We start from the raw sequence: 22864 nt of genomic DNA, 5'->3' as shown, positions 1-22864 counted from the left end.
CAATAAATGAGTCTCTGATGAGTTTTGATATTGCCAAATACCCGACCCTGGCGCTGGTGGATTCCACCCAGGAGTTGCGTTTGTTGCCGAAAGATAGCCTGCCGAAACTGTGCGACGAACTGCGGCGTTATCTGCTGGACAGCGTCAGCCGCTCCAGCGGACACTTTGCCTCCGGGCTCGGTACGGTAGAACTAACCGTGGCGCTGCACTACGTCTACAACACGCCTTTCGATCGCCTAATCTGGGACGTCGGCCACCAGGCTTACCCGCATAAAATTCTGACCGGACGCCGCGATCGGATCGGCACCATCCGCCAGAAAGGCGGGCTGCACCCCTTCCCGTGGCGCGGAGAAAGCGAGTATGACGTCCTGAGCGTCGGCCACTCGTCGACCTCCATCTCTGCCGGAATCGGCATAGCTATCGCCGCAGCCAAAGAGGATAAGCAGCGCCGCGCGGTTTGCGTAATCGGCGACGGGGCGATAACCGCCGGGATGGCGTTTGAAGCGATGAACCACGCTGGCGATATCAAACCCGATCTGCTGGTGGTGCTCAACGACAACGAAATGTCGATCTCCGAGAACGTCGGTGCGCTAAACAATCATCTGGCGCAGCTGCTCTCCGGCAAACTCTACTCCACGCTGCGCGAAGGCGGCAAAAAGGTCTTCTCTGGCGTGCCGCCGATTAAAGAGCTGCTCAAACGCACCGAGGAACATATCAAAGGGATGGTGGTTCCGGGGACCCTGTTTGAAGAGCTGGGCTTTAACTACATTGGGCCGGTGGACGGTCATGATGTTATCGGTCTGGTAAATACGCTGAAGAATATGCGCGACCTGAAAGGGCCGCAGTTCCTGCATATTATGACCAAAAAAGGCCGCGGCTATGAGCCCGCCGAAAAAGACCCGATCACCTTCCACGCGGTGCCAAAATTCGATCACACCAGCGGCGTGCTGCCGAAAAGCAGCGGCGGCCTGCCCTCTTACTCGAAAATCTTTGGCGACTGGCTGTGCGAAACCGCCGCGAAAGATGACAAGCTGATGGCCGTCACGCCAGCGATGCGCGAAGGTTCAGGGATGGTCGAGTTCTCGAAAAAATACCCCGACCAGTATTTCGACGTGGCCATTGCCGAGCAGCACGCGGTGACCTTTGCCGCCGGCCTGGCGATCGGCGGCTATAAGCCGGTGGTGGCGATCTACTCCACCTTCCTGCAGCGCGCCTACGATCAGGTGATTCACGATGTCGCCATCCAGAAGCTGCCGGTGCTGTTCGCTATCGACCGTGCGGGTATCGTCGGCGCCGATGGGCAAACCCATCAGGGCGCGTTTGATATCTCCTTCCTGCGCTGCATTCCTGACATGGTCATCATGACCCCCAGCGATGAGAACGAGTGCCGCCAGATGCTGTATACCGGTTATCACTACAACGACGGCCCGAGCGCGGTGCGCTATCCGCGCGGCTCCGGTACCGGCGCGGCCTTTGAACCGCTAGCCTCGCTGCCTATCGGTAAAGGCGTAGTGAAACGCGAAGGTGAAAAAATCGCGATTCTGAACTTCGGCACGCTGCTGCCGCAGGCGGCAAAAGTCGCGGAAAAGCTTAACGCCACCCTGGTGGATATGCGCTTTGCCAAACCGCTGGATGAAGCGCTGGTGCTACAGCTGGCCGCAGAACACGAAGTGCTGGTCACCCTGGAAGAGAATGCCATTATGGGCGGTGCGGGCAGCGGCGTGAATGAGCTGCTGATGTCCCGCCGCCGCGCGATTCCTGTGCTCAATCTCGGCCTGCCTGATTTCTTTATCCCGCAGGGAACCCAGGAAGAAGCGCACGCCGACCTCGGCCTGGACGCCGCCGGAATAGAAGCCAAAATCCACGCCTGGCTGGCATAATTGCCGCCACCGCTCCTGCTATGCTTAAAGGATACCCTTTACCCGTAGCAGGAGCGCACTATGCACTATATCCCTCTTGGCGATACCGATCTCCGCGTTTCCCGACTCTGCCTCGGCTGTATGACCTTTGGCGAACCGGACCGCGGTAACCATGCATGGACCTTACCGGAAGAGAGCAGCCGCCCGCTGATAAAATACGCCCTCGAGGGCGGCATTAACTTCTTCGACACCTCGAATAACTACTCTGACGGCAGCAGCGAAGAGATCCTCGGGCGCGCGCTGCGTGAGTATGCTCGTCGCGATTCCGTGATCGTCGCCACCAAGGTTTACCATCAGGTGGGCGATCTGCCGCAGGGACTGTCGCGCGCGCAGATCCTGCGCTCCATTGACGACAGCCTGCGCCGCCTCGGCATGGAGTATGTCGATTTGCTGCAAATCCATCGCTGGGATTACACCACGCCCATTGAAGAAACTCTCGAAGCGCTAAACGACGTCGTCAAGGCGGGTAAAGCCCGCTATATCGGCGCATCGTCAATGCATGCCCGTCAGTTTGCCCAGGCGTTAGCGCTACAGCGGCAGAATAACTGGGCCCGCTTCGTCACCATGCAGGATCACTACAATCTGATTTATCGTGAAGAAGAAAACGAAATGCTGCCGCTGTGCAGCCGTGAAGGCGTCGCGGTGATGCCGTGGAGTCCGCTGGCGCGCGGTCGCCTGACCCGTCCGTGGGGGGAAACCACCGCCCGTCTGGTATCCGATGAAGTCGGTAAGGCGCTTTACAATGCCACTGATGAGAATGATGAACTGATTGCGACAAACCTGGCCGAAGTCGCGGAAGAGCTTGACGCCAACCGCGCGCAGGTGGCTCTGGCCTGGCTATTGAGCAAGCCGGGCGTGGCCGCGCCGATTATCGGCGCCTCAAGGCAGGAGCAGCTGGATGAGCTGCTGCATGCGGTCGATTTAACGCTGACGCCGGATCAGATAGAAAAGCTGGAGACGCCGTATAAACCGCACCCGATTGTGGGGTTCAAGTAACGCGCGGTTCCCTGCCGATTCCCGGCTCGCGCTGCGCTTAGCCGGGCTACAGGTTCACCAGCATCTGCTGACGACGGGTTCACCACCGCCTCCGGGAAAAGCCTGCCTGATCCATTTCCCAGAGGCGCCAGGCCAGACTGGTTTAAAAAAGACCAATCGGCCAGTGGTGGCCAATCACGTACAGCACCCCGGCCGAAATCACCCCGGCGACAATATCGTCCACCATGATCCCCATCCCGCCGTGGATATTGCGGTCGAACCAGCGGATGGGCCACGGCTTCCACATATCAAAGAGGCGGAAAATCACAAATCCGGCGGCGACCCACTGCCAGTCCATCGTCGGTAGAGCCATCAGGGTGATCCACATCCCGACAAACTCATCCCAGACAATGCTGCCATGATCGTGGGTACCCATATCTTTCGCCGTACGGTGGCAAATATAGACGCCAATGCAGATGCTCATCATCACCGCCAGCGAATAGAGCTGCCAGGGGAGTAAGGTCAGCAAATACCAGAAGGGGATCGACGCCAGCGATCCCATGGTGCCGGGAACCACGGGGCTAAGGCCGCTGCCAAATCCCGTGGCCAGCAGATGCCAGGGGTTGCTCATCTTCAGGCGGCTTTTCGCCACATCTCTACTACGCGCCAAAATGATCGTATCCCTTAAAATCGAACGTGACGGGCTTACCTTCGCGTGTGAACTGCAGACCTTCCGATTCCGGCAGGATCTGCCCAATGCAGGTAAAACGCGCGCCGAGGTTGGCAAGGGCCACGTCCAGCGCCCCGCGATTGAGTTCAGGTACGGTAAAGCACAGCTCGTAATCTTCACCGCCGGAGAGCGCCCAGCGCAGCGCCTGCTCAGGCTCAACCTGGCGCAGCATCGCATCCGAAAACGGCATCGCATCAAGATCGACGCGCGCGCCGCAGCCGCTGGCCTTGAGAATATGCCCCAGGTCAGAAATCAGGCCGTCGGAGAGATCGATGGCGGCGTTCGCCAAATCGCGCAGCGCCTGCCCCTGCAGAACCCGCGGCAGCGGACGCAGATGGCGCGCCAGGAGATAATCCGCGTCGGCGTCATCTTCAACCTGCAGCCGATCCTGCAAAATCGCCAGACCCGCGGCGCTGTCTCCCGGCGTGCCGGTGACGTAAATCCAGTCGCCATGCTTTGCCCCGGAGCGCTTCAAAGCGCGTCCCGTCGGCACATAGCCGTGAATACCCAGCGTCATCGACAGCGGTCCGCGCGTGGTATCGCCGCCAATGAGCTGCATATCGTAATAATTAAGCTGCACGAACAGGCTGTCGCTAAAGGCCTCAAGCCAGGCTTCGTCCGCTTCCGGCAGGGTCAGGGCCAGGGTTAGCCACGCCGGTTCAGCGCCCATTGCCGCCAGGTCGCTCAGGTTGACCGCCAGCGCTTTATAGGCGAGGTCGGCAGGGTCGATATCGGGTAAAAAATGGTTTCCCGCCACCAGGGTGTCGGTGCTGATTGCCAGCGTTTTTTTCTCGGGGATGTTCAGGAGCGCGCAGTCGTCGCCAATGCCGGTTTCAACATCAAGACGTGCGCTTTTTACGCGATCAAAATAACGGGCAATCAGGGAAAATTCGCCGCATGCCATACGTTATGCCTCAGAAAAAGAAAAGAATAAGGCCGGTTTGCAGAAGTGAGACTCTGCAAAAACCGGCCCTGGAATTTACTTTTTGTTGGGACGAATTACCGGGGCAGCTTTGTCCAGCACGCCGTTGACAAACTTATGGCTATCTTCAGCGCCAAAGGTTTTCGCCAGTTCGATGGCTTCGTTAATCGCAACTTTGTACGGTACATCGCTACGCTTTGACAGCTCAAACAGTGCGATACGCAGCACCGCTTTTTCCACCTGACCCAGCTCGTCCAGCAGACGAGAAAGATACGGCTTCATCAGGCCGTCGAGATACGCGCTGTTAGTCGCCACTCCGGACAGCAGTTCGCGGAAATACAGAACGTCTACATCTTTCACATCCTGTTCCGCCAGGAACTGGTATTCGACATCAGCGATGTCGTTTTTGGACAACTGCCAGGAGTAAAGCGCCTGGACAGCACACTCACGGGCGCGGCGACGAGCAGCAGGTTTCACGGAATTCCCCTTACAAAAATCAGGCCTTGATGGCTTTCAATACGTTAATCATTTCCAGCGCGGTCAACGCGGCTTCAGCGCCTTTGTTACCGGCTTTGGTGCCAGCGCGTTCGATGGCTTGTTCAATACTTTCTGTGGTCAGAACACCGAAGGCTACCGGGATTCCGCTGTCCTGAGCGACGTGCGCCAGGCCATTGCTTGCACCGCCAGCCACATATTCAAAGTGCGCGGTGCCGCCACGGATAACGGTACCCAGCGCGATCACTGCGTCATACTTACCGGTTTTCGCCAGTGCGTCAGCCGCCAGCGGCAGCTCATACGCGCCTGGAACCCAAACCACGGTAATGTTTTCATCTTTGACCTGGCCAATACGCTTCAGGGCGTCAATCGCGCCATCCAGCAGGCTGTCGTTGATAAAGTTGTTGAAACGCGCGATGGTGATGGCGACGCGAGCGTCCGGGGTAGCAACGTTAGCTTCAATAATGTTCATACTCTTCCTTCGGGTTCAGTTCATTTGGCCCCGCAAGGGGGGCGGATTCTATCATAATAATCGGCGCACTGCTTTCCCTTTTGTCCGGGGAAATCAAGCGTTCACTAAATGCAGGCAAATATCCGGGCCTACATGACGTATCTCATTGAATTTGAAATGGGGTGCTTGCTCAAGTTTCTCAAGCCCCGGCAGTACACATAATCCGCGCGCATCGCTGCCTAACAGTTTAGGCGCAATATAGACGATAAGCTCGTCCACCAGCCCGGCCTCCAGCAGCGCGCCGGCAAGGGTGGGGCCTGCTTCCACCCAGATCGAGTTAATTTGCTGTTTGCCCAGCAGCATCATCAGGACCACCAGATCCAGGCGACCGTTATGCTCCGGCACCAGCAGCGTGCGTACGTTCTCCGGCCACTGGCGTTCATCTGCACGGGTACGGGCAAACAGCGTTTCACCCGCCTGCTCCACGATACGATGCTGCGGCGTGACGCGATTCTGTCTATCGATAACGATGCGCAAAGGCTGGCGCAGGTTTTCCTGCGGGTACAGCGCCTGGGTGTCGGCGTTGAGCTCGTCCCAGCGTACGGTTAGCGCCGGGTCATCCGCCAGCACCGTCGCGCTGCTGGTCAGGATGGCGTGGCTTTGCGCGCGCAGGCGCTGCACATCGCGCCGCGCCTGCGGGGAGGTGATCCACTGGCTCTCTCCGCTGGCCATCGCCGTGCGCCCATCCAGCGATGCGCCCATTTTTAACTGAATCCAGGGAAAACCGGTGCGCATCCGCTTAAGAAAACCTTTATTCAGCGCCTCGGCTTCGTTCATCATCAGCCCGTGACTGACGTCGACCCCTTCCTGCTGCAAACGGTACAAACCGCGACCCGCGACCTGCGGATTCGGGTCCTGCATCGCCGCAACCACGCGGGTCACCCCTGCGGCAATCAGCGCCTCGCAGCACGGCGGCGTGCGCCCGTGATGGCTACAGGGCTCCAGCGTGACGTACGCCGTCGCGCCTTTCGCTTTTTCGCCCGCCATGCGCAGCGCGTGCACTTCCGCGTGCGGTTCACCGGCGCGATAGTGAAAACCTTCGCCGACGATCTGGCCATCTTTAACGATCACGCAGCCGACATTCGGGTTTGGGTGCGTGGTGAAGCGTCCGCGCGCGGCCAGCTTCAGCGCTCGCGCCATGTATATTTCATCCTGCATCGGCTCAGTCCTGTAAGCGGGCGATCTCTTCGCCAAACTCTTTGATATCTTCGAAGCTGCGATAGACGGAAGCAAAGCGGATGTAGGCGACTTTATCGAGCTTTTTCAGCTGCTCCATCACCAGGTTGCCGATCATTTTGCTCGGCACTTCCCGCTCGCCGGTCCCGCGCAGGTGGGTTTTTATATGGTTAACCGCCATTTCGACATCGTCTGAGCTGACCGGGCGCTTCTCCAGCGCTTTCAGCATACCGCTGCGCAGTTTGTCCTCATTAAAAGGCTCGCGCACGTCGTTGCTTTTTACGACTCGCGGCATCACCAGTTCCGCCACTTCAAACGTCGTAAAACGTTCATTACAGACCAGACACTGACGACGACGACGCACGGAAGAGCCCTCGCCCACCAGACGAGAGTCGATAACTTTGGTATCTACGGCGAAACAGAAAGGGCAATGCATGGCGCGTCCTGACATGTAGTTAAACTAACGGGTAGTTTACCGCGAAGTGACCCGACAACAAAGAAAGAGCTTTTGAGACAAAGGATCTATAGTGCGATTATCCGATCGGTCTACCATTAAGCATCCTCTGTTAACGGAATCCCAACTATGACAAGACGTTATTTAAAGCTGGCCATTGTGGGTAGCATTTTCACCCTCAGCGCCTGCGCGCAGCAAAGCGAAATCCGCCAGATGAACCAGAGCGTGAGCACGCTGAGCAAAGAGATGACCCAGCTCAACCAGCAAACGGTCAAAATTACCCAGCAAAACGTGCTGAATGCGAAATCGAGCAGCGGCGTATACCTGCTGCCGGAGGCGAAAACGCCGGCCCGTCTCAAAAGTCAGATTGGTACGCTGCGCATGTCGCTGCTCAATATCACGCCGGATGGCGACGGTACCCGCCTGACCCTGCGTATCCAGGGTGAATCAAACGATCCGCTGCCGGCCTTTAGCGCGACGGTCGCCTCCGGGCAGATCAGCGGCACCACCGATAGCTATCAGGAAGTTAACGTCCAAAATCAGCTGATTAGCGCGCCGGCAAGCGTTCTGGCGCCGAGCGACGTCGATATTCCGCTACGCCTGAATGGCGTAACGCCCGAGCAGGTTGGCTTTGTCCGCATCCACGATATCCAGCCCGCAAACACGCCGTAACCCCGTCAGCCGGATGCCCTGAACATCCGGCTCCCCTCCTCTCATGCTAATCCACTTACAGATTTTCCATTCAGTTCACTAAAAATTGCCAGAATTTATGAATTTCGGTGGCATTCCCGCAAGAAATGCATAAAATCGTGAACGCAATCGATTACGCATATGTTCGTTATGTGAAACAACACATATTTTTGTGAGCAATGATTCCTATAATAGACGCCACAGAAATACGAAATATTTAGAAACGCTTCGGCGCTTCTTTTAACGCCTTCAGGCTTAATTTAAACAGTGGCATCATTATGAAAAAAACATTACTGGCAGCCGGCGCAGCTCTGGCGCTCTCCGCATCTTTCTCTGCCAGCGCGGCAGAAAACGACAAACCGCAATACCTGTCTGATTGGTGGCACCAGAGTGTAAACGTGGTGGGCAGCTACCACACTCGTTTTGGGCCGCAGATCCGTAACGATACTTATCTGGAATATGAAGCGTTCGCCAAGAAAGACTGGTTTGATTTCTATGGCTATATGGATGCGCCGGTATTCTTCGGTGGTAACACCAACGCGAAAGGTATCTGGAACCACGGTTCCCCGCTGTTTATGGAAATTGAGCCGCGCTTCTCCATCGACAAACTGACCGGTACCGACCTCAGCTTCGGCCCGTTCAAAGAGTGGTATTTCGCTAACAACTATATCTACGACATGGGCCGCAACAAGTCCGGTCGTCAGAGCACCTGGTATATGGGTCTGGGTACCGATATCGATACCGGCCTGCCGATGAGCCTCTCGCTCAACGTCTATGCGAAATATCAGTGGCAAAACTATGGCGCATCAAACGAGAACGAGTGGGACGGCTACCGCTTCAAAGTGAAATACTTCGTGCCGCTGACCGACCTGTGGGGCGGTTCACTGAGCTATATCGGCTTCACCAACTTTGACTGGGGCTCCGATCTGGGCGATGACAACGCTTATGATTTGAACGGTAAGCATTCACGCACCAGCAACTCCATCGCATCCAGCCATATCCTGGCGCTGAACTACGATCACTGGCACTACTCCGTCGTGGCGCGTTACTTCCACAACGGCGGCCAGTGGGCGGATGACGCGAAGCTGAACTTCGGCGACGGCGACTTTAACGTCCGCTCTACCGGCTGGGGTGGTTACTTCGTGGTCGGCTACAACTTCTAATCGGCTCGATGATCCCCGGCAACTACGCCGGGGATCATAAAAGCTAACGCTCTTCGCATCTCACCTTACGCAAGAAATCACTTAATGAGCGATCGGCTCGTTCGCTGAAATGACGCCCGGTGGCGGAAATCTCCAGGCAGCGGTCAAGGCGAAAACAGCGATAATCTTCCCGCAGTTCGCACCAGGTCACCAGCAGCCAGCGCTCGCCCCAGAAAAAAAGCCCCAGCGGCAGTACGTCACGCTGCGACACGTTTCCCGCTTCATCGCGATAGCGCAGCCCCAGCGCCTGCTGGGCGGAGACTGCCCGATGCACTATATCAAACTGATCTTTACTATAGCCCTGCGCACCAAAGTCCGGTGCGAACACGCGCGACTGCTCCGCCTTGCGCCGGCTCTCGGCAGGCAAAATAGCCAGCACTTTTTCCTGCGCCGACTCCAGCGCCTGGGACAGCGAGGCGCCGCCCCAGGTTTGCAGCAGCCGTATAGCGGCCATCAGCGCTTCCGATTCCTGGGTTGTCAGCATCAGCGGCGGTAGGTCATAGCCTGCCAGCAGCCGGTAGCCGCTCCCGGCTTCCCCCTCAACCGGGACGCCGGAGAGCGAGAGGTCGCGAATGTCGCGGTAGATGGTGCGCTCTGACACGCCGAGCCGCTCGGCCAGCAGCCCGGCGGTGGTTAATCTCCTCCCGCGCAGGATCTGGACGATTTGAAAAAGGCGGTCGGCGCGTCGGCTCATTTCTGTTGTCTCATTTACGCGGGTTGGTGAAGGCCAATCCGATTACCCTCACTGTCGATAAACAGGGCAATCGTGCCGATATCGTCCGCCAGCTCAAGGGGGCCAAACACGCAGCTTCCGCCCGCCGAGTTGACGCGATCGAGCGTGGCCGCCAGATTGTCAGTATGCAGATAGATAATACATCCCTGATCGGAGGGCTTAACGCCATCGAACTTTGCCAGCGCGCCGCCAGGAGCCGGATCCTCATGCGGGAAAACGGCCATCTCGATGCAATCCATTTTTTCCCGACGCAGCGTCACCTGCATCACCGGCTCGTAAAATGCCACGGCACGATCCATCTCCGCAACCGGGATCTCAAACCAGTTAATTACGTTGTTCATACATCCTCCTGTCCATTGTTTGGGTTCAGGAGGAGTGTAAGACAGGCCTACTGACAGCATTGTGTCAGTATGGTGCGCACACCAGCGCGCGCTCGGGATTCAGCAGCCACGGACGCAGGTATCCCACGGTACTGGAAAATGGCAGCACCTCTTCAGGAAGCACAATGCCAAGCTGCTCGCCGATATACAAGCGCCGGGCGACGATACGCTGCCAGAGTTCGGGATAGCGCTGCGCCAGCTCCCGACGCAACGCGCTATCGGCAAGCGCCACGGTATCTTCAATGCTTGCGCCGCCGTAGCCCGGGCGGGAAGGAATGATGTCGATTTGCAGTATCATCCCGCTTTGCAGGCAGGCGGTTGAATGGGGGCCAATGGGCGAACAGAGCCACTCCTCATCCGCGACCAGATGCCCCGGATTCAGGTGCCAGTGATATTCCGCCTTCGGCAACGCTTGCTCTATCAGCGCATACATATCGCCGCCGCGCATGCCGATGCGCAGATTTTCCAGCCAGTTCACCACCGCGTTGAAATAGGGCTTCGCCACGACCTCGAGGTAATCAGCCACCTCGGGCGCCAGTTCGCTCTCATCAGCCACCACGTAGGCGGCGCGGCTGCTCAGGCCGCCTTTGAAGCCGGTGGTCAGCGAGAATTTATCTCCGCGCTGAATCACCTTATCGCCCGGATAGAGATTCGCCCAGGCAAAGCGATCGCCGGTAGCGGCAATCATCACCACGCTATTAGGCTGCCCTTCCGCCGCCAGCAGCGCGCCGATTTGCTTTTCCGTTTTACCCGGCGCAACGGCGTTAAGCGCGGTGAGAATCGCGGTGGAAGCCAGATTTGCGCCGTACTCATAGTGCGCCAGCTCGTTGGCATTATTGGTGACTCGCGCTCCGCTTGCCGGGTCGATAAAAATGCCGGTGGCGTTAGTTAATCTTGCCTGCGGGCCGGCGGCCTGGCGAATAGCGTCCACGATAAAAGCAGGCAGATCGAACATCTGCGCGCGGTCATCCGCCGCGCCGGTAAAGAGCTTCCAGCCCGCCAGGCCAATTCGGTTTTCCGCCGCAACGCCTGCCTCCTGAAGCCGCTGAGCCAGCGTTTTACCGGTTTCCATCGGCTGATTGGGCAGCGAAAACCACGGGGCGTGAATCACACGGTTTTCCAGCCGGGCATGGCCTGCCAGCTTGAGATTCTCGTTACCCAGCACCAGCACCGCCTCGCCGTCCCGATGCAGCACCAGCAGCGCCTCTTCGAAACGGGGAATAAAACCGGTGAGATACTCAAAGTTGCCGCCGTGCTCTTTGTCGGCATAGACGATAAGCGTGTCTACGCCGGACTGACGCATATTTGCCAGCACCCTGGACTTGCGCAGCCGCAGCGTGTCGTCGTTAAGCGTAACGGAAGGCACATCGTGCCAGAGCGGGGGTTGAGGAACGGTGGAAAGCGTTACGACAGCCATCGGCATTTCTCCATGTCATTGCGTGCTGATACGGGAGAGTAACCAAAATCCGGGCGGCTGTAATAAAAAAATCCCGGCCTTGCGACCGGGATTCGTTTTATCGCTACGCGATTGCCTTACGGCAGAATTGACGGCTGATCCGCCCCTTCTTTCTCGACTTTCTGCTGCAGCATGTGCTCGCGCTTCATGCCCAGCTTCAGCGCCAGCGCGGACGCGACGTAGATAGAAGAAGCCGTACCGATGGAGACACCGATCAGCATGGTCAGCGAGAAGCCTTCCAGAATCGGACCGCCGAAGAGGTACAGCATCAGGATAACCATCAAGGTTGTCCCGGAGGTGATCAAGGTACGGTGCAGCGTCTGCGTCAACGACACGTTAAAGATTTCGTACGGCGTACCGCGGCGAATCTTGCGGAAGTTTTCACGAATACGGTCGGATACCACGATACTGTCGTTCAGCGAGTAGCCGATAACCGACATCAACGAGGCCACAATGGTCAGGTCGATCTCGATATGCAGTAGTGACAGCACGCCCATGGTGATCACCACGTCGTGCGCCAGCGCGATAACCACCCCTGCCGCCAGACGCCACTCAAAGCGGAAGCCGACGTAGATCAGGATACACACCAGCGCGGCTATCAGCGCCAGCGCGCCGGTCTGCGCAAGGTCCGCGCCAACGCTCGGCCCCACAAACTCAATACGTTTGACCGTCGCGTTCTGGCTGGTCGAGTCGTTAATCACGCTAACGACCTTGCTGCCCAGCTCCTGGCTGCCGTTGGCGTCATGCACCGGCGGCATACGCACCATGATGTCGCGGCTGCTGCCGAAGTTTTGCAGCTGCGGCTCTTCAAAGCCCGCCTTCTGCAGCGACTGACGCACCTGGTCCATATCGACAGGTTTTTCGAGGGTGATCTCAATCACCGTACCGCCGGTGAAATCCAGACCCCAGTTAAACCCGCGCACGCCAATAATAGCGATGGACAAAATCAGCAGAAAACCTGAAATGCCGAAAGCCCAGTAGTCCCAGCGCATAAAGTCCCAGACTTTACGGCCGTGGTTCAATTGTTCAACAGTATATTCCTGTGCCACAACGCACTCCTCAGATAGACAGCTTTTTAACGCGCTTGCCGCCGTACAGCAGGTTCACGATGGCACGGGTGCCGACGATAGCGGTAAACATTGAGGTCGCAATACCGATACCGGTGGTAATCGCAAACCCTTTAATGGCACCGGTACCGACCGCGTACAGGATAATGACTTTGATAAGCGTCGTAATGTTGGCATCAAAGATGGAGCTGAACGCGCCGCGATAACCTTCGTCAATCGCCTGCTGCACGGAGCGCCCGTTACTCAGCTCTTCTTTAATACGTTCGTTAATCAGAACGTTCGCATCGACCGCCACCGCAAGGGTTAACACGATCCCCGCAATCCCCGGCATGGTCAGCGTCGCCCCCGGAATCAGGGACATAATGCCGACAATCAGCACCAGGTTAGCCACCAGCGCAGAGGTCGCAATCAGGCCGAACTTCTTGTAGAAGAAGATCATAAACAGGATGGAGACCACCAGACCGGCCAGACACGCTTCCAGGCCCTGCTTGATGTTCTGCATACCGAGGGTTGGACCGATGGTCCGTTCTTCAACAATCTGAATCGGCGCAATCAGCGCGCCTGCACGCAGCAGCAGGGAGAGCTGGCGCGCTTCGGTCGGGTTGCTGATGCCGGTAATACGGAAGCTGTTACCCAGACGAGACTGGATGTTGGCGATGTTAATCACCTCTTCCTCTTTCGCCAGAATCGCGCGCCCGTTGGCATCTTTCTTCCCGCTGTCTTTGTACTCCACAAACAGGGTCGCCATCGGTTTACCGATGTTGTCCTTGGTGAAGTTAGACATGATGTTGCCGCCAGCGCTATCCAGGGAGATGTTAACCTGCGCCTGGTTGTACTCATCCATGCTCGACGTCGAGTCGGTGATGTGGTCACCGGTGAGGATGACGCGCTTGTACAGCACAACCGGCTGGCCTTCGCGGGTATATTTCACTTCAGAGTCGCCCGGAACGCGACCGGCGGCGGCCGCGGCGCTATCAACGTTAGTGTTAACCAGACGGAATTCCAGGGTCGCGGTCGCGCCGAGGATCTCTTTCGCACGCGCGGTGTCCTGGATACCCGGCAGTTCAACCACAATACGGTCGGCGCCCTGACGCTGAACCAGAGGTTCGGCAACGCCCAGCTGGTTTACACGGTTACGCAGGATATTGATGTTCTGCTGAACGGCATATTCGCGGGCTTCTTTCAGACGGTCGTCGGTCATCACGGCTTTCAGGCCAGTGCTGCCCTGAGTGGAGATAACCAGATCGCGGTGACGAGGGCTAAGGTATGAGATAGCCTGGTCGCGCGCGGCGCTGTCGCGGAAAGCGATGCTCAGGCCGTAGTTGTCTTCTTTACGCACGGTCGCGTAAGGAATGCCTTTATCACGCAGTTCGCTGCGCAGGCTGTCGATATTTTGTTCCTGCAGTTTGCCCAGCGCGGTATCCATGTCGACTTCCATCAGGAAGTGCACGCCGCCGCGCAGATCAAGACCCAGCTTCATCGGCTCGGCATACAGGGCCGCCAGCCAGCGCGGGGTTGCCGGAGCAAGGTTAAGCGCCACGACGTATTTGTCACCCAGCACGCCCATCAGCGCTTCGCGCGCGCGCAGCTGGATATCAGTGGTGTCGAAGCGCGCAAGAATTGCGCCCTCTTCCAGTGCTACAGACTTCGCGGTAATTTTTTCTTCTTGTAGTGTTTTCTGGACCTGGATCAGCGTTTGCTCACTGGCGGCGACGCCGCGCGCGCCAGTGATTTGAACGGCCGGATCCTCACCATACAGGTTGGGAAGCGCATACACTAAGCCGACGACAATGACGACGACCAGCATGACGTACTTCCACAAAGGATAACGGTTTAACACGGCAGTTCCCTTAGGGAAAATGGGTAATTACAGCGCCTTCATGGTGCCTTTCGGCAGAACGGCAGCTACGAAGTCACGTTTGATAACCACTTCAGTGGTATCGTTCAGCGCGATAGCGATGTAGCCGCTTTCCGCGACTTTAGTGACGCGCCCAACCAGGCCACCGTTGGTCAGTACTTCATCGCCTTTGGCAATGGAGTTCATCAGGTTTTTATGTTCCTTGGTGCGTTTCTGCTGTGGGCGCAGGATCATGAAGTAAAAAATCAGACCAAACACCACCAGCATCAGGATCAGAGACATCGGGCTGCCCTGCGCCGCGCCACCGGTTGCTGCTACCGCATCAGAAATAAAAAAGCTCATTGAAATTCCCTCATTATTAAAATTAGTCAACGTTCAAAGGTGGAACGGTTCGACCCTGACGTTGGTAAAAATCGGTCACGAAGCTCTCTAATTTACCCTCTTCAATAGCCTTGCGTAAACCAGCCATTAAGCGCTGATAGTATCGCAGGTTATGAATGGTATTGAGTCGCGCGCCCAATATTTCGTTGCAACGGTCAAGATGATGCAAGTAAGCGCGTGAATAGTTGCGACAGGTGTAGCAATCACATTCTGCATCCAGCGGCGAAGTATCGCTCTTGTGCTTCGCGTTGCGGATTTTCACCACGCCGTCGGTGACGAACAGGTGGCCGTTGCGCGCATTGCGCGTCGGCATGACGCAGTCGAACATATCGATCCCGCGACGCACCCCTTCAACCAGATCTTCCGGCTTACCGACGCCCATCAGGTATCGCGGCTTGTCGGCCGGGATCTGCGGGCAGACGTGCTCCAGAATACGGTGCATATCTTCCTTCGGCTCGCCGACAGCCAAACCGCCGACAGCGTAGCCATCAAAGCCAATCTCTACCAGACCTTTAACAGAGATATCACGTAAATCTTCGTAAACGCTGCCCTGAATGATGCCAAACAGCGCGTTTTTGTTGCCCAGACCGTCAAACCGATCGCGGCTGCGCTTCGCCCAGCGCAGGGACATTTCCATCGAGCGCTTAGCGTAATCCCAGTCCGCCGGATACGGCGTACATTCGTCGAAGATCATCACGATATCGGAACCGAGATCGTACTGAATCTCCATGGATTTTTCCGGATCGAGGAAAATCGGATCGCCGTTGATCGGGTTGCGGAAGTGCACGCCCTGCTCGGTGATTTTGCGAATATCGCCGAGGCTGAAGACCTGGAAGCCGCCGGAGTCGGTGAGGATCGGTCCTTTCCACTGCATAAAATCGTGCAGATCGCCGTGCAGCTTCATGATCTCCTGACCAGGACGCAGCCACAGATGGAAGGTGTTGCCGAGGATGATTTGCGCGCCGGTCGCTTCAACTTCTTCCGGCGTCATCCCTTTCACGGTGCCATAGGTGCCAACCGGCATAAAGGCTGGCGTTTCAACGACGCCGCGCTCAAACACAAGACGGCCGCGGCGCGCGCGACCATCGGTGGTATCTAACTCAAATTTCATTATCACTCCCGCGTCAGAAAAACAGTCTGACGTTTAACGACTCGCTACGGAATGATTCCATAGCTAATAAATTCCTGAAGGCGTCAAAATAACCAGCGCGACAGCCTTCTTATGGGCGCTCAAAAATAGCCTGCGGATTGTACGTGATAAACATCGCGTCCCCGTAGCTAAAAAAGCGATATTTTTGTTCTACCGCAGCCTTATAGGCGTTCATGGTGTGCTGATAGCCGGCAAATGCGGAAACCAGCATAATCAGCGTGGATTCAGGCAGATGGAAGTTGGTCACCAGCGCATCAATGACTTTGTACTGATAGCCCGGGTAGATGAAAATCTGCGTATCGCCGAAGAAAGGCTCAATCAGGTCGTTTTTCGCCGCCTGCGCCGCGCTTTCCAGCGAACGCACCGAGGTCGTGCCCACCGCAATCACCCGGCTGCCGCGCGCTTTTGCCGCCAGCACCGCATCGACCACCTCCTGCGGCACTTCCGCATATTCAGAGTGCATAATATGCTCTTCAATGCTGTCTACGCGTACCGGCTGGAAGGTTCCTGCCCCCACGTGCAGCGTGACGAACGCCATCTCAACGCCCTTTTCGCGAAGCTTCGCCAGCATCGGCTGGTCAAAGTGCAGGCCGGCGGTTGGCGCCGCAACGGCGCCCGGTTTTTCGCTGTATACGGTCTGATACAGCTCGCGGTCGGCGTCTTCGTCAGGACGATCGATGTACGGCGGCAGCGGCATATGGCCGATAGCGTTGAGAATGTCCAGCACGCTGCGCGCGTCGTCGAACTCAACTTCAAACAGCGCGTCGTGGCGCGCAACCATGGTCGCTTTAATGCTTTCATCGTCGCCGAGCAGCAGCGCCGCGCCCGGTTTCGGCGCTTTAGACGCGCGAATATGTGCCAGAATACGTTTATCATCGAGCATGCGCTCGACCAGCACCTCAATCTTGCCGCCGCTGGCTTTACGGCCAAACAGGCGGGCCGGGATCACGCGGGTATTATTAAAAACCAGCAGATCGCCAGGGTTGAGCTTGTCGAGTAAATCGGTGAAAGTACCGTGCGTCAGCGCGCCCGTCGGCCCGTCTAATGACAGCAAGCGGCAGCTGCTGCGCTCGGGCATGGGATAGTGGGCAATCAGGGATTCGGGTAATTCAAAGGAGAAATCGGCGACGCGCATGGCATATACTCATGACTTAAAAACAGGCGGCTTAGTCTAGTGCTCACACCTCTTCGCTGCAACAACTAGCCGTATCCGGATAACGAATCGCATGAATTTTCTCGCACACCTGCACCTCGCCCATCTCGCTGACAGCTCCCTTTCCGGTAATTTACTGGCCGATTTCGTTCGCGGCGACCCCGCCGGCGAGTGGCCCGCTGACGTCGTGGAGGGCATTTTTATGCACCGCCGGATCGATGTACTGACGGATAACCTGCCCGAAGTCACCGAAGCCAAAGGGTGGTTTCGCCCCGAAACGCGCCGGGTCGCGCCGATTACGCTGGATGTGATGTGGGACCATTTCTTGTCACGCCACTGGACGCAGCTGTCGCCCGAGCTGCCGCTGCCGGAGTTTGTCCGCTACGCCCACGCCCAGGTCACGTTTATTTTGCCCAATTCCCCGCCGCGTTTTGTCAATCTCAACGAATACCTGTGGTCAGAGCGCTGGCTTGAACGCTATCGGGATATGGCGTTTATTCAGCGGGTTCTGAACGGTATGGCCAGCCGCCGTCCGCGGCTGGACGCCCTGCGCGACTCCTGGCAGGATCTGGATACCCATTACGATCGTCTTGAGCAGCAGTTCTGGCGCTTCTACCCGCAGATGATGGCGCAGGCGAAAAAAGGTGAACTGTAAAAGATTGCGCTTTTTTGGCAAAAGACTATTCTGAATAGCCGTTTCAAATAACGATTGATAGACAAAACCTATCTCATCGATTGTCAGCGTCACGTTGAGTTCGCCGACGCCTCTCCCTATACTTGCCCGCGTTGCGTTCCAATTAACCTTAGTATTAACAGGAGAATCATATGGTTCTGGTTACTCGTCAGGCTCCGGACTTCACCGCGGCAGCGGTTTTAGGTAACGGCGAAATCGTTGAGAAATTCAATTTCAAACAGCACACCAGCGGTAAAGCCACCGTTCTGTTCTTCTGGCCGATGGACTTCACCTTCGTTTGCCCGTCTGAACTGATCGCGTTCGACAAGCGCTACGAAGAATTCCAGAAACGCGGCGTAGAAGTGGTTGGCGTTTCTTTTGACTCCGAGTTCGTCCACAACGCGTGGCGTAACACCCCGGTAGACCAGGGCGGCATCGGCCCGGTTAAATACGCCATGGTTGCTGACATCAAACGCGAAATCCAGAAAGCGTACGGTATTGAGCACCCGGACGAAGGCGTTGCCCTGCGTGGTTCCTTCCTGATCGACGCCAACGGCGTTGTTCGTCACCAGGTGGTTAACGACCTGCCGCTGGGCCGTAACATCGACGAAATGCTGCGTATGGTTGACGCGCTGCAGTTCCACGAAGAGCACGGCGAAGTTTGCCCGGCGCAGTGGGAAAAAGGAAAAGAAGGTATGGCCGCTTCTCCGGAAGGCGTCGCTAAATACCTGACCGAGAACGTATCCAGCCTGTAATCGGCGTACGTTCGGCAAAAGGCTCGCAGATGCGAGCCTTTTTTGTTTTATACGGAGCCGCTTTTTTTCACTTCGCGCCAGATTCGCCACGCCATCAGCGCCAGCACCAGGACGCCCACTATTAGCGCTCCCCACACCAGCAGCGTTTTCCAGCCGCTTTGCTGCTCGGTAGCCGACGTCGCCGTCAACCGCGCTTCACCGCCGAGGGTGACGCTCTCCTGCGCGACGGCCAGCGGTAGATCGCTTACAGCCTGCGTTTTGCGCAGCGACGCCGGGATCAGCATGTCCATGGCGACATCTGCCTTTGGCGCCGCCCGGTTGCCCCAGGCCAGCATATAAGGCCCTTTTCCCTGGGTATTAAAAACCAGCTGGTATTTGTCTCGCGCACCGCTTATCGCGGGCAGCGACGTCGGTAATCTGGCGTTAATCGTTGTGATCCGCACCGCTTCAACCGGCCGGCCTGAAAGTTGAATATCCTCCGAACGCTTGCCGTCCAGTCGATACAGCACGGTTTTGGTCAGCGGCTGCCAGGCTTCTTTTTCGCCGCTGCGCCAGGAGAGCGCGACCGGCAGAACCCCTTCGCTGGCCATCGATATCCTGAGCGAAGTCAGCGGCTGAGGCCGGGCCCAGCGCCAAACGGCTTCCTCATCTGAAATCTTGTTCGCCTGCGCATCAAGCTCAATGCGCGTAGACTCGGGCTCTCTGCGTTCGGCCAGGGCCGTCACGCTATTTAACACGACCGCCTTGCTTTGCGAATCGAGGATCACCAGCAGGTAACGATTCCCGTCCACGGAGAGCGTCAGGTCAGCGCTAATGGTATCCATTTTCAAACGATCGCTATCGCGCGCCAGATCCATAAGGGGCGCATCCTCCTGGACAGGGCGCCAGTACTTCAAATCCCGACTGGAATAGACCGACGCTTTCCCCTGCCAGCTGCCCGCCAGCGCCGCCCAGTTCAGCCGCAGCTGAGCCAGCGCAAACGCGTCCGTTTTCTCCGCCGGCAGCGTCAGTAAGTAGCTCTGCCCGAGCGCCTTCGCATCATCGGTTTCCAGATGAATTTCGATCCCCGTTGTTGAACGCAGGACCAGCGATTCTCCGCCGCGTCGCCCCTCTTCGCGCGGCGGAACCGGCGACATCTCCAGAGGGAAAAGCCGCAGCGTCATCGCTTCAGGCGTAACGGGTTGCGCCTTCTGCACCTGCAGCGCGAACGGTACGGTCTCTCCCTGATGGTTAAATACCCGCACATCGCGCAGGTCAGGCCACGCCGTCCCCTGATAGAGCAGCGGGGAAAGCTCGACGCGATACCAGGGCGACGCGCCGGTGGTTTCCAGCATCCCCCCCTGCATATAGTCCAGTGGTTTTTCTCGCGCTTCATCGCCGCTGACAGCCGCGCCCGTCACGCCCAGCAGCACGCTGCATAACACCACTTTCATCCATTTCATTTTTCTTCTCCTGCTTTGGGCGGTAACGGGGAAAAATACCCGACGATCAGCACCAAAATAGCCACGCCGATAAACGCGACAGCGCGCGCCAGCCCGCCGCCGCGCGCGCTGTCCACCAGCATGAGTTTCACAATGACAACGCCTAACAACGCCGCGCCGCACAGCCATTCGCGGCGGGAGTGTCGCCGCGTCGCACGCAGCATGACCGCCAGCGCCGCCAGCGTCCAGACCAGAGCGAAAGTGGTCTGAATTAAGCGCGAATGCCACAGCGCCTCTATATTCCAGGCCACCTCGCCGTACCAGGCCAGGGCGCGCAGCAGCAGGCCATTCAGCCACCAGAAGCCGAGCGCCAGCAGCGCGACCGCGGGCCAGGGGCGGCATACCGATAGCTGCAGCGGAAAATAACGCCGCGAAACGCGATAAAATATCGTCAGCCCAAGCAGCGCGAAAGCGGCGCCCTCTTCCAGCGGGTTAATCAACGGCAAATAGGTCTGACCGTAGACCGTACCATCCTGCACGTTCGTCAGCGTTAGCAGGCATCCCAGCGCAACCGCCACCGGTATCATGGCCTGAGAGGCATACAGCCCAGGCCATACCCGGAATGGCCATATTTGCCGATGAACGGCTTCAGAGACAAGGAAGATCAGCCCCCCGCCTGCCGCCATCATTAATCCACTCGCCCAGGCCGACATGCCCCACGGCAAATCCCGGGTAAACCAAAACAGCTCCATCGCCAGCGCCAGCAACACCATCCAGAACAGCGACAGGTGGGCGAGCCTGTTTATGCGCGGCGGGAGCGAAGGCCCATCATGCCAGAGCAGCGCCACCGCCGCGGGCAGCGCCGCGCACCAGGCCAGATTTTGCCAGCCAGCAGCGAAAATCTGCCGTTGGGATAGCTGATAAAACAGCACTATCAGCATCATTGGCCACAACAACCATTTGCTGGCATCCAGCTCTTGCCAGACTAAACGCGCAGCGACCGTGCGCCAGCACCATACCGACGCGGCCAGCGTCGCCAGCACGCCAAATATAACCTGCGAGTCTTTACTCAACGCCAGCTGCGATGCGCCGACCAGCGCCACCACCCAGAACAGTAGCCCGCCCAAAAGCAGTCCTCCACTGGCGTGCACCTCAATGCTTCGCCACAGCCAGGCGGCGACCAGCCAGCTAAGACTGAGTACAGCGAAAATCAGCAGCAAAGAAAGCGGCGTGGCGTCATTTGCCTGCGCCCAGAGCGCGCTGCCAACCGCCAAAAAGAGTAGCGCAGTCCCACTATAGCTCATACGCCGCTGCTGCTGTTGCACGCCCAGCCAGAGGATCCCGAGCCCCTCCAGCGACCAGGCCATCGCGGTCCAGCGAGCCGAAAGCGCAAGGGGAATAGCAAGGGTGGTAAATGCGCCGCCGAGCGCCAGCGCGGCCAGCACCAGCGGCTTCCCTAAAGAGGGGTAGCGACGCAGTGCCAGCCAGGCTAAAGCCAGATAGAAGCCACCGTAGCCCAGCGCGCTGAGCGCCGGACCGTATTCCATATGCCGGGTGATAGCGTACTGCATACCAAAGCCGACCAGCGGCGGTGCAAACAGCAGAACGCCATCAATAATCTGCTTACCCTTTTCCTGCGCCCGCAGCGACAGCGCCACGCTCAACACGCCAAAAATAATCGTATTGGCGATTAAGAACAGCTGGCAGCTCAGGTAATACTCTGGCCGATAATCATTCAGCCCCCACAGGCCACCGACGCCAAAGGTAAACAGCAGGCCAAGCAGATTAAGCTCCCGCCAGTGCTGGCGGATGCTGATGGCAAGAATGCCGACTGACAGCAGAAGATAGAAGGAGAACAACGCCACATGACTGCCGCCGCCGGTAGAGAGCAGCAGCGGCGCAAGGTAACCGCCAAGACTCGCCAGCATGGCCAGGCTGAGCGCTTTTTGCACAATCGCCAGCCCTACGCTCGCCGCGCAAATCACCACCAGCAGCGCAAACGCCAGGGTCATCGGCAGCATCTGCCACAGGCGAAAGGCGCCAAAAACGGTGAGATAGAGCGCCCCCGTTGCCCCACCCTGTAAGATCAGGGCGTACATCGGTTGCTTATGCCGCAACCGCCATCCGACAGCCAGCAGGACAATGGCGAACAACGACGCCGCGACCAGACGCAACTCGAGGGGGAAAAGAGCGTGTTCCACGGTATAGCGCAGCAGAAAGGAGAGGCCAAGAAACAGCAGCAGGATCCCGAGCTTCGCCAGCGGGTTACCCTGCATAAACCAACGAACCAATGACGATACCATCCCGCCAAACGCGGAAGGTTGTTCGGTTTCAGGAGCCGATTTCGCCATCTGCTCCGGCTTCGGCGTTGGCTTCGGCTGCGAAAGCCATGGGTCAACGGCTTCCGCCACGGGCGCCGGTGATGGCTCGTGTTCTACCAGCGCTGTTGCGTCAACAGAGGCAACGACTTCCGGAGCAGTCGGCACGACGCCACTTGCCTCCGCCACCGGTGCCTGCGCAACGCCGCGCAGCTCAAGCTCCTCAACCCGACGCTGCAAAGCCGCCAGTTCCACACGGACCGCCGCGCTGCGCCTGAGCGCGGCAATCGCCACGAGCGGCCCAACCACCAGCCCGCAGAATAAAATCACAGCGCCAAAGATCAGTAGATCATCCATGTTCTCACCTTCACTGTTTGAAGAGGGAGCAGAATGACACACATTGTCTTATCAGCGCTATCCGAGAAAATGAAAAAGGCCAATGAGG

22 protein-coding genes are annotated in these 22864 nt (G+C 57.7%); 6 read left to right on the top strand and 16 right to left on the bottom strand.

Going from position 1 to position 22864, the window contains the following annotated elements:
- Positions 1-17 precede the first annotated feature (17 nt).
- Together dxs and MKleb_RS06110 are read left to right on the top strand one after the other, a co-directional pair.
- The gene (gene dxs / locus MKleb_RS06115) at positions 18-1880 is read left to right on the top strand and encodes a 1-deoxy-D-xylulose-5-phosphate synthase (protein ID WP_025107179.1); all 1863 of its coding nucleotides are present in this window, start codon (positions 18-20) and stop codon (positions 1878-1880) included.
- A gap of 60 nt (positions 1881-1940) precedes the next feature.
- Positions 1941-2915, top strand: a complete 975-nt coding sequence (locus tag MKleb_RS06110; protein WP_014228165.1) for an aldo/keto reductase — start codon at positions 1941-1943, stop codon at positions 2913-2915.
- Positions 2916-3057: 142 nt separating this feature from the next.
- Here the strand turns inward: MKleb_RS06110 and pgpA are convergent, their stop codons facing one another.
- The 6 genes from pgpA to nrdR all read right to left on the bottom strand — a co-directional run bounded on the left by pgpA (position 3058) and on the right by nrdR (position 7164).
- Positions 3058-3564, bottom strand: coding sequence for a phosphatidylglycerophosphatase A (pgpA, locus tag MKleb_RS06105; protein ID WP_004133926.1), 507 nt, complete (start codon positions 3562-3564; stop codon positions 3058-3060).
- Positions 3554-4528 carry a thiamine-phosphate kinase gene (gene thiL, locus MKleb_RS06100; protein ID WP_014228164.1) on the bottom strand — a complete coding sequence of 325 codons (975 nt, stop codon included), beginning with the start codon at positions 4526-4528 and terminating at the stop codon, positions 3554-3556. The genes pgpA and thiL overlap by 11 nt, the downstream gene beginning before the upstream one ends.
- 75 nt (positions 4529-4603) lie before the next feature.
- On the bottom strand, positions 4604-5023 hold the full coding sequence (gene nusB, locus MKleb_RS06095; protein ID WP_004099457.1) for a transcription antitermination factor NusB: 420 nt from the start codon (positions 5021-5023) through the stop codon (positions 4604-4606).
- Positions 5024-5042: 19 nt separating this feature from the next.
- Positions 5043-5513 (bottom strand): 6,7-dimethyl-8-ribityllumazine synthase, encoded by a 471-nt coding sequence (ribE, locus tag MKleb_RS06090; RefSeq protein WP_004129690.1) that lies wholly within the window; start codon positions 5511-5513, stop codon positions 5043-5045.
- Between the two features lie 93 nt (positions 5514-5606).
- The gene (ribD, locus tag MKleb_RS06085; protein ID WP_217076522.1) at positions 5607-6710 is read right to left on the bottom strand and encodes a bifunctional diaminohydroxyphosphoribosylaminopyrimidine deaminase/5-amino-6-(5-phosphoribosylamino)uracil reductase RibD; all 1104 of its coding nucleotides are present in this window, start codon (positions 6708-6710) and stop codon (positions 5607-5609) included.
- Between the two features lie 4 nt (positions 6711-6714).
- Positions 6715-7164 (bottom strand): transcriptional regulator NrdR, encoded by a 450-nt coding sequence (nrdR, locus tag MKleb_RS06080; RefSeq protein WP_014228162.1) that lies wholly within the window; start codon positions 7162-7164, stop codon positions 6715-6717.
- A 147-nt stretch (positions 7165-7311) separates the two neighbouring features.
- On the opposite strand from nrdR, the gene MKleb_RS06075 reads away from it, so the two are divergent.
- Together MKleb_RS06075 and MKleb_RS06070 are read left to right on the top strand one after the other, a co-directional pair.
- Positions 7312-7854 (top strand): SadB/YajI family lipoprotein, encoded by a 543-nt coding sequence (locus tag MKleb_RS06075; RefSeq protein WP_025107181.1) that lies wholly within the window; start codon positions 7312-7314, stop codon positions 7852-7854.
- A 296-nt stretch (positions 7855-8150) separates the two neighbouring features.
- Complete coding sequence (locus MKleb_RS06070; protein ID WP_004848202.1) at positions 8151-9035, top strand: nucleoside-specific channel-forming protein Tsx; 885 nt, start codon at positions 8151-8153, stop codon at positions 9033-9035.
- A 43-nt stretch (positions 9036-9078) separates the two neighbouring features.
- On the opposite strand, the gene MKleb_RS06065 is transcribed toward MKleb_RS06070, so the two are convergent.
- The 8 genes from MKleb_RS06065 to queA all read right to left on the bottom strand — a co-directional run bounded on the left by MKleb_RS06065 (position 9079) and on the right by queA (position 17234).
- On the bottom strand, positions 9079-9768 hold the full coding sequence (locus MKleb_RS06065; protein WP_014228161.1) for a helix-turn-helix transcriptional regulator: 690 nt from the start codon (positions 9766-9768) through the stop codon (positions 9079-9081).
- A 14-nt stretch (positions 9769-9782) separates the two neighbouring features.
- A complete protein-coding gene (locus tag MKleb_RS06060; protein WP_014228160.1) occupies positions 9783-10148 on the bottom strand; it encodes a VOC family protein in 366 nt (121 codons plus the stop codon).
- 64 nt (positions 10149-10212) lie between these two features.
- Positions 10213-11604: a M24 family metallopeptidase gene (locus tag MKleb_RS06055; protein ID WP_025107182.1), complete on the bottom strand. Its 1392-nt coding sequence runs from the start codon at positions 11602-11604 to the stop codon at positions 10213-10215.
- A 116-nt stretch (positions 11605-11720) separates the two neighbouring features.
- On the bottom strand, positions 11721-12692 hold the full coding sequence (gene secF / locus MKleb_RS06050) for a protein translocase subunit SecF (protein WP_004848195.1): 972 nt from the start codon (positions 12690-12692) through the stop codon (positions 11721-11723).
- A gap of 10 nt (positions 12693-12702) precedes the next feature.
- Positions 12703-14550, bottom strand: coding sequence for a protein translocase subunit SecD (secD, locus tag MKleb_RS06045; protein ID WP_071957337.1), 1848 nt, complete (start codon positions 14548-14550; stop codon positions 12703-12705).
- A 27-nt stretch (positions 14551-14577) separates the two neighbouring features.
- The gene (yajC, locus tag MKleb_RS06040; RefSeq protein WP_004099423.1) at positions 14578-14910 is read right to left on the bottom strand and encodes a preprotein translocase subunit YajC; all 333 of its coding nucleotides are present in this window, start codon (positions 14908-14910) and stop codon (positions 14578-14580) included.
- A 22-nt stretch (positions 14911-14932) separates the two neighbouring features.
- The gene (tgt, locus tag MKleb_RS06035) at positions 14933-16060 is read right to left on the bottom strand and encodes a tRNA guanosine(34) transglycosylase Tgt (protein ID WP_004129667.1); all 1128 of its coding nucleotides are present in this window, start codon (positions 16058-16060) and stop codon (positions 14933-14935) included.
- Positions 16061-16169: 109 nt separating this feature from the next.
- The gene (queA, locus tag MKleb_RS06030) at positions 16170-17234 is read right to left on the bottom strand and encodes a tRNA preQ1(34) S-adenosylmethionine ribosyltransferase-isomerase QueA (RefSeq protein ID WP_025107184.1); all 1065 of its coding nucleotides are present in this window, start codon (positions 17232-17234) and stop codon (positions 16170-16172) included.
- A gap of 91 nt (positions 17235-17325) precedes the next feature.
- Here queA and acpH point away from each other — a divergent pair, with 91 nt between their 5' ends.
- The gene (gene acpH / locus MKleb_RS06025) at positions 17326-17907 is read left to right on the top strand and encodes an ACP phosphodiesterase (protein ID WP_025107185.1); all 582 of its coding nucleotides are present in this window, start codon (positions 17326-17328) and stop codon (positions 17905-17907) included.
- A gap of 170 nt (positions 17908-18077) precedes the next feature.
- Positions 18078-18680, top strand: a complete 603-nt coding sequence (locus MKleb_RS06020; RefSeq protein ID WP_004099418.1) for a peroxiredoxin — start codon at positions 18078-18080, stop codon at positions 18678-18680.
- Between the two features lie 47 nt (positions 18681-18727).
- Here MKleb_RS06020 and MKleb_RS06015 read toward each other — a convergent pair whose 3' ends face one another.
- Complete coding sequence (locus MKleb_RS06015; protein ID WP_217076520.1) at positions 18728-20122, bottom strand: DUF3999 domain-containing protein; 1395 nt, start codon at positions 20120-20122, stop codon at positions 18728-18730.
- The gene (locus MKleb_RS06010) at positions 20119-22776 is read right to left on the bottom strand and encodes a DUF2339 domain-containing protein (protein ID WP_025107187.1); all 2658 of its coding nucleotides are present in this window, start codon (positions 22774-22776) and stop codon (positions 20119-20121) included. The genes MKleb_RS06015 and MKleb_RS06010 overlap by 4 nt, the downstream gene beginning before the upstream one ends.
- Positions 22777-22864 lie beyond the last annotated feature (88 nt).

It is taken from the genome of Klebsiella sp. PL-2018, assembly GCF_019048985.1.
Taxonomy (GTDB): domain Bacteria; phylum Pseudomonadota; class Gammaproteobacteria; order Enterobacterales; family Enterobacteriaceae; genus Klebsiella; species Klebsiella michiganensis.
The sequence above is the reverse complement of the archived record's forward strand: the minus strand, read 5'-3'. Positions and strand labels throughout refer to the sequence as shown.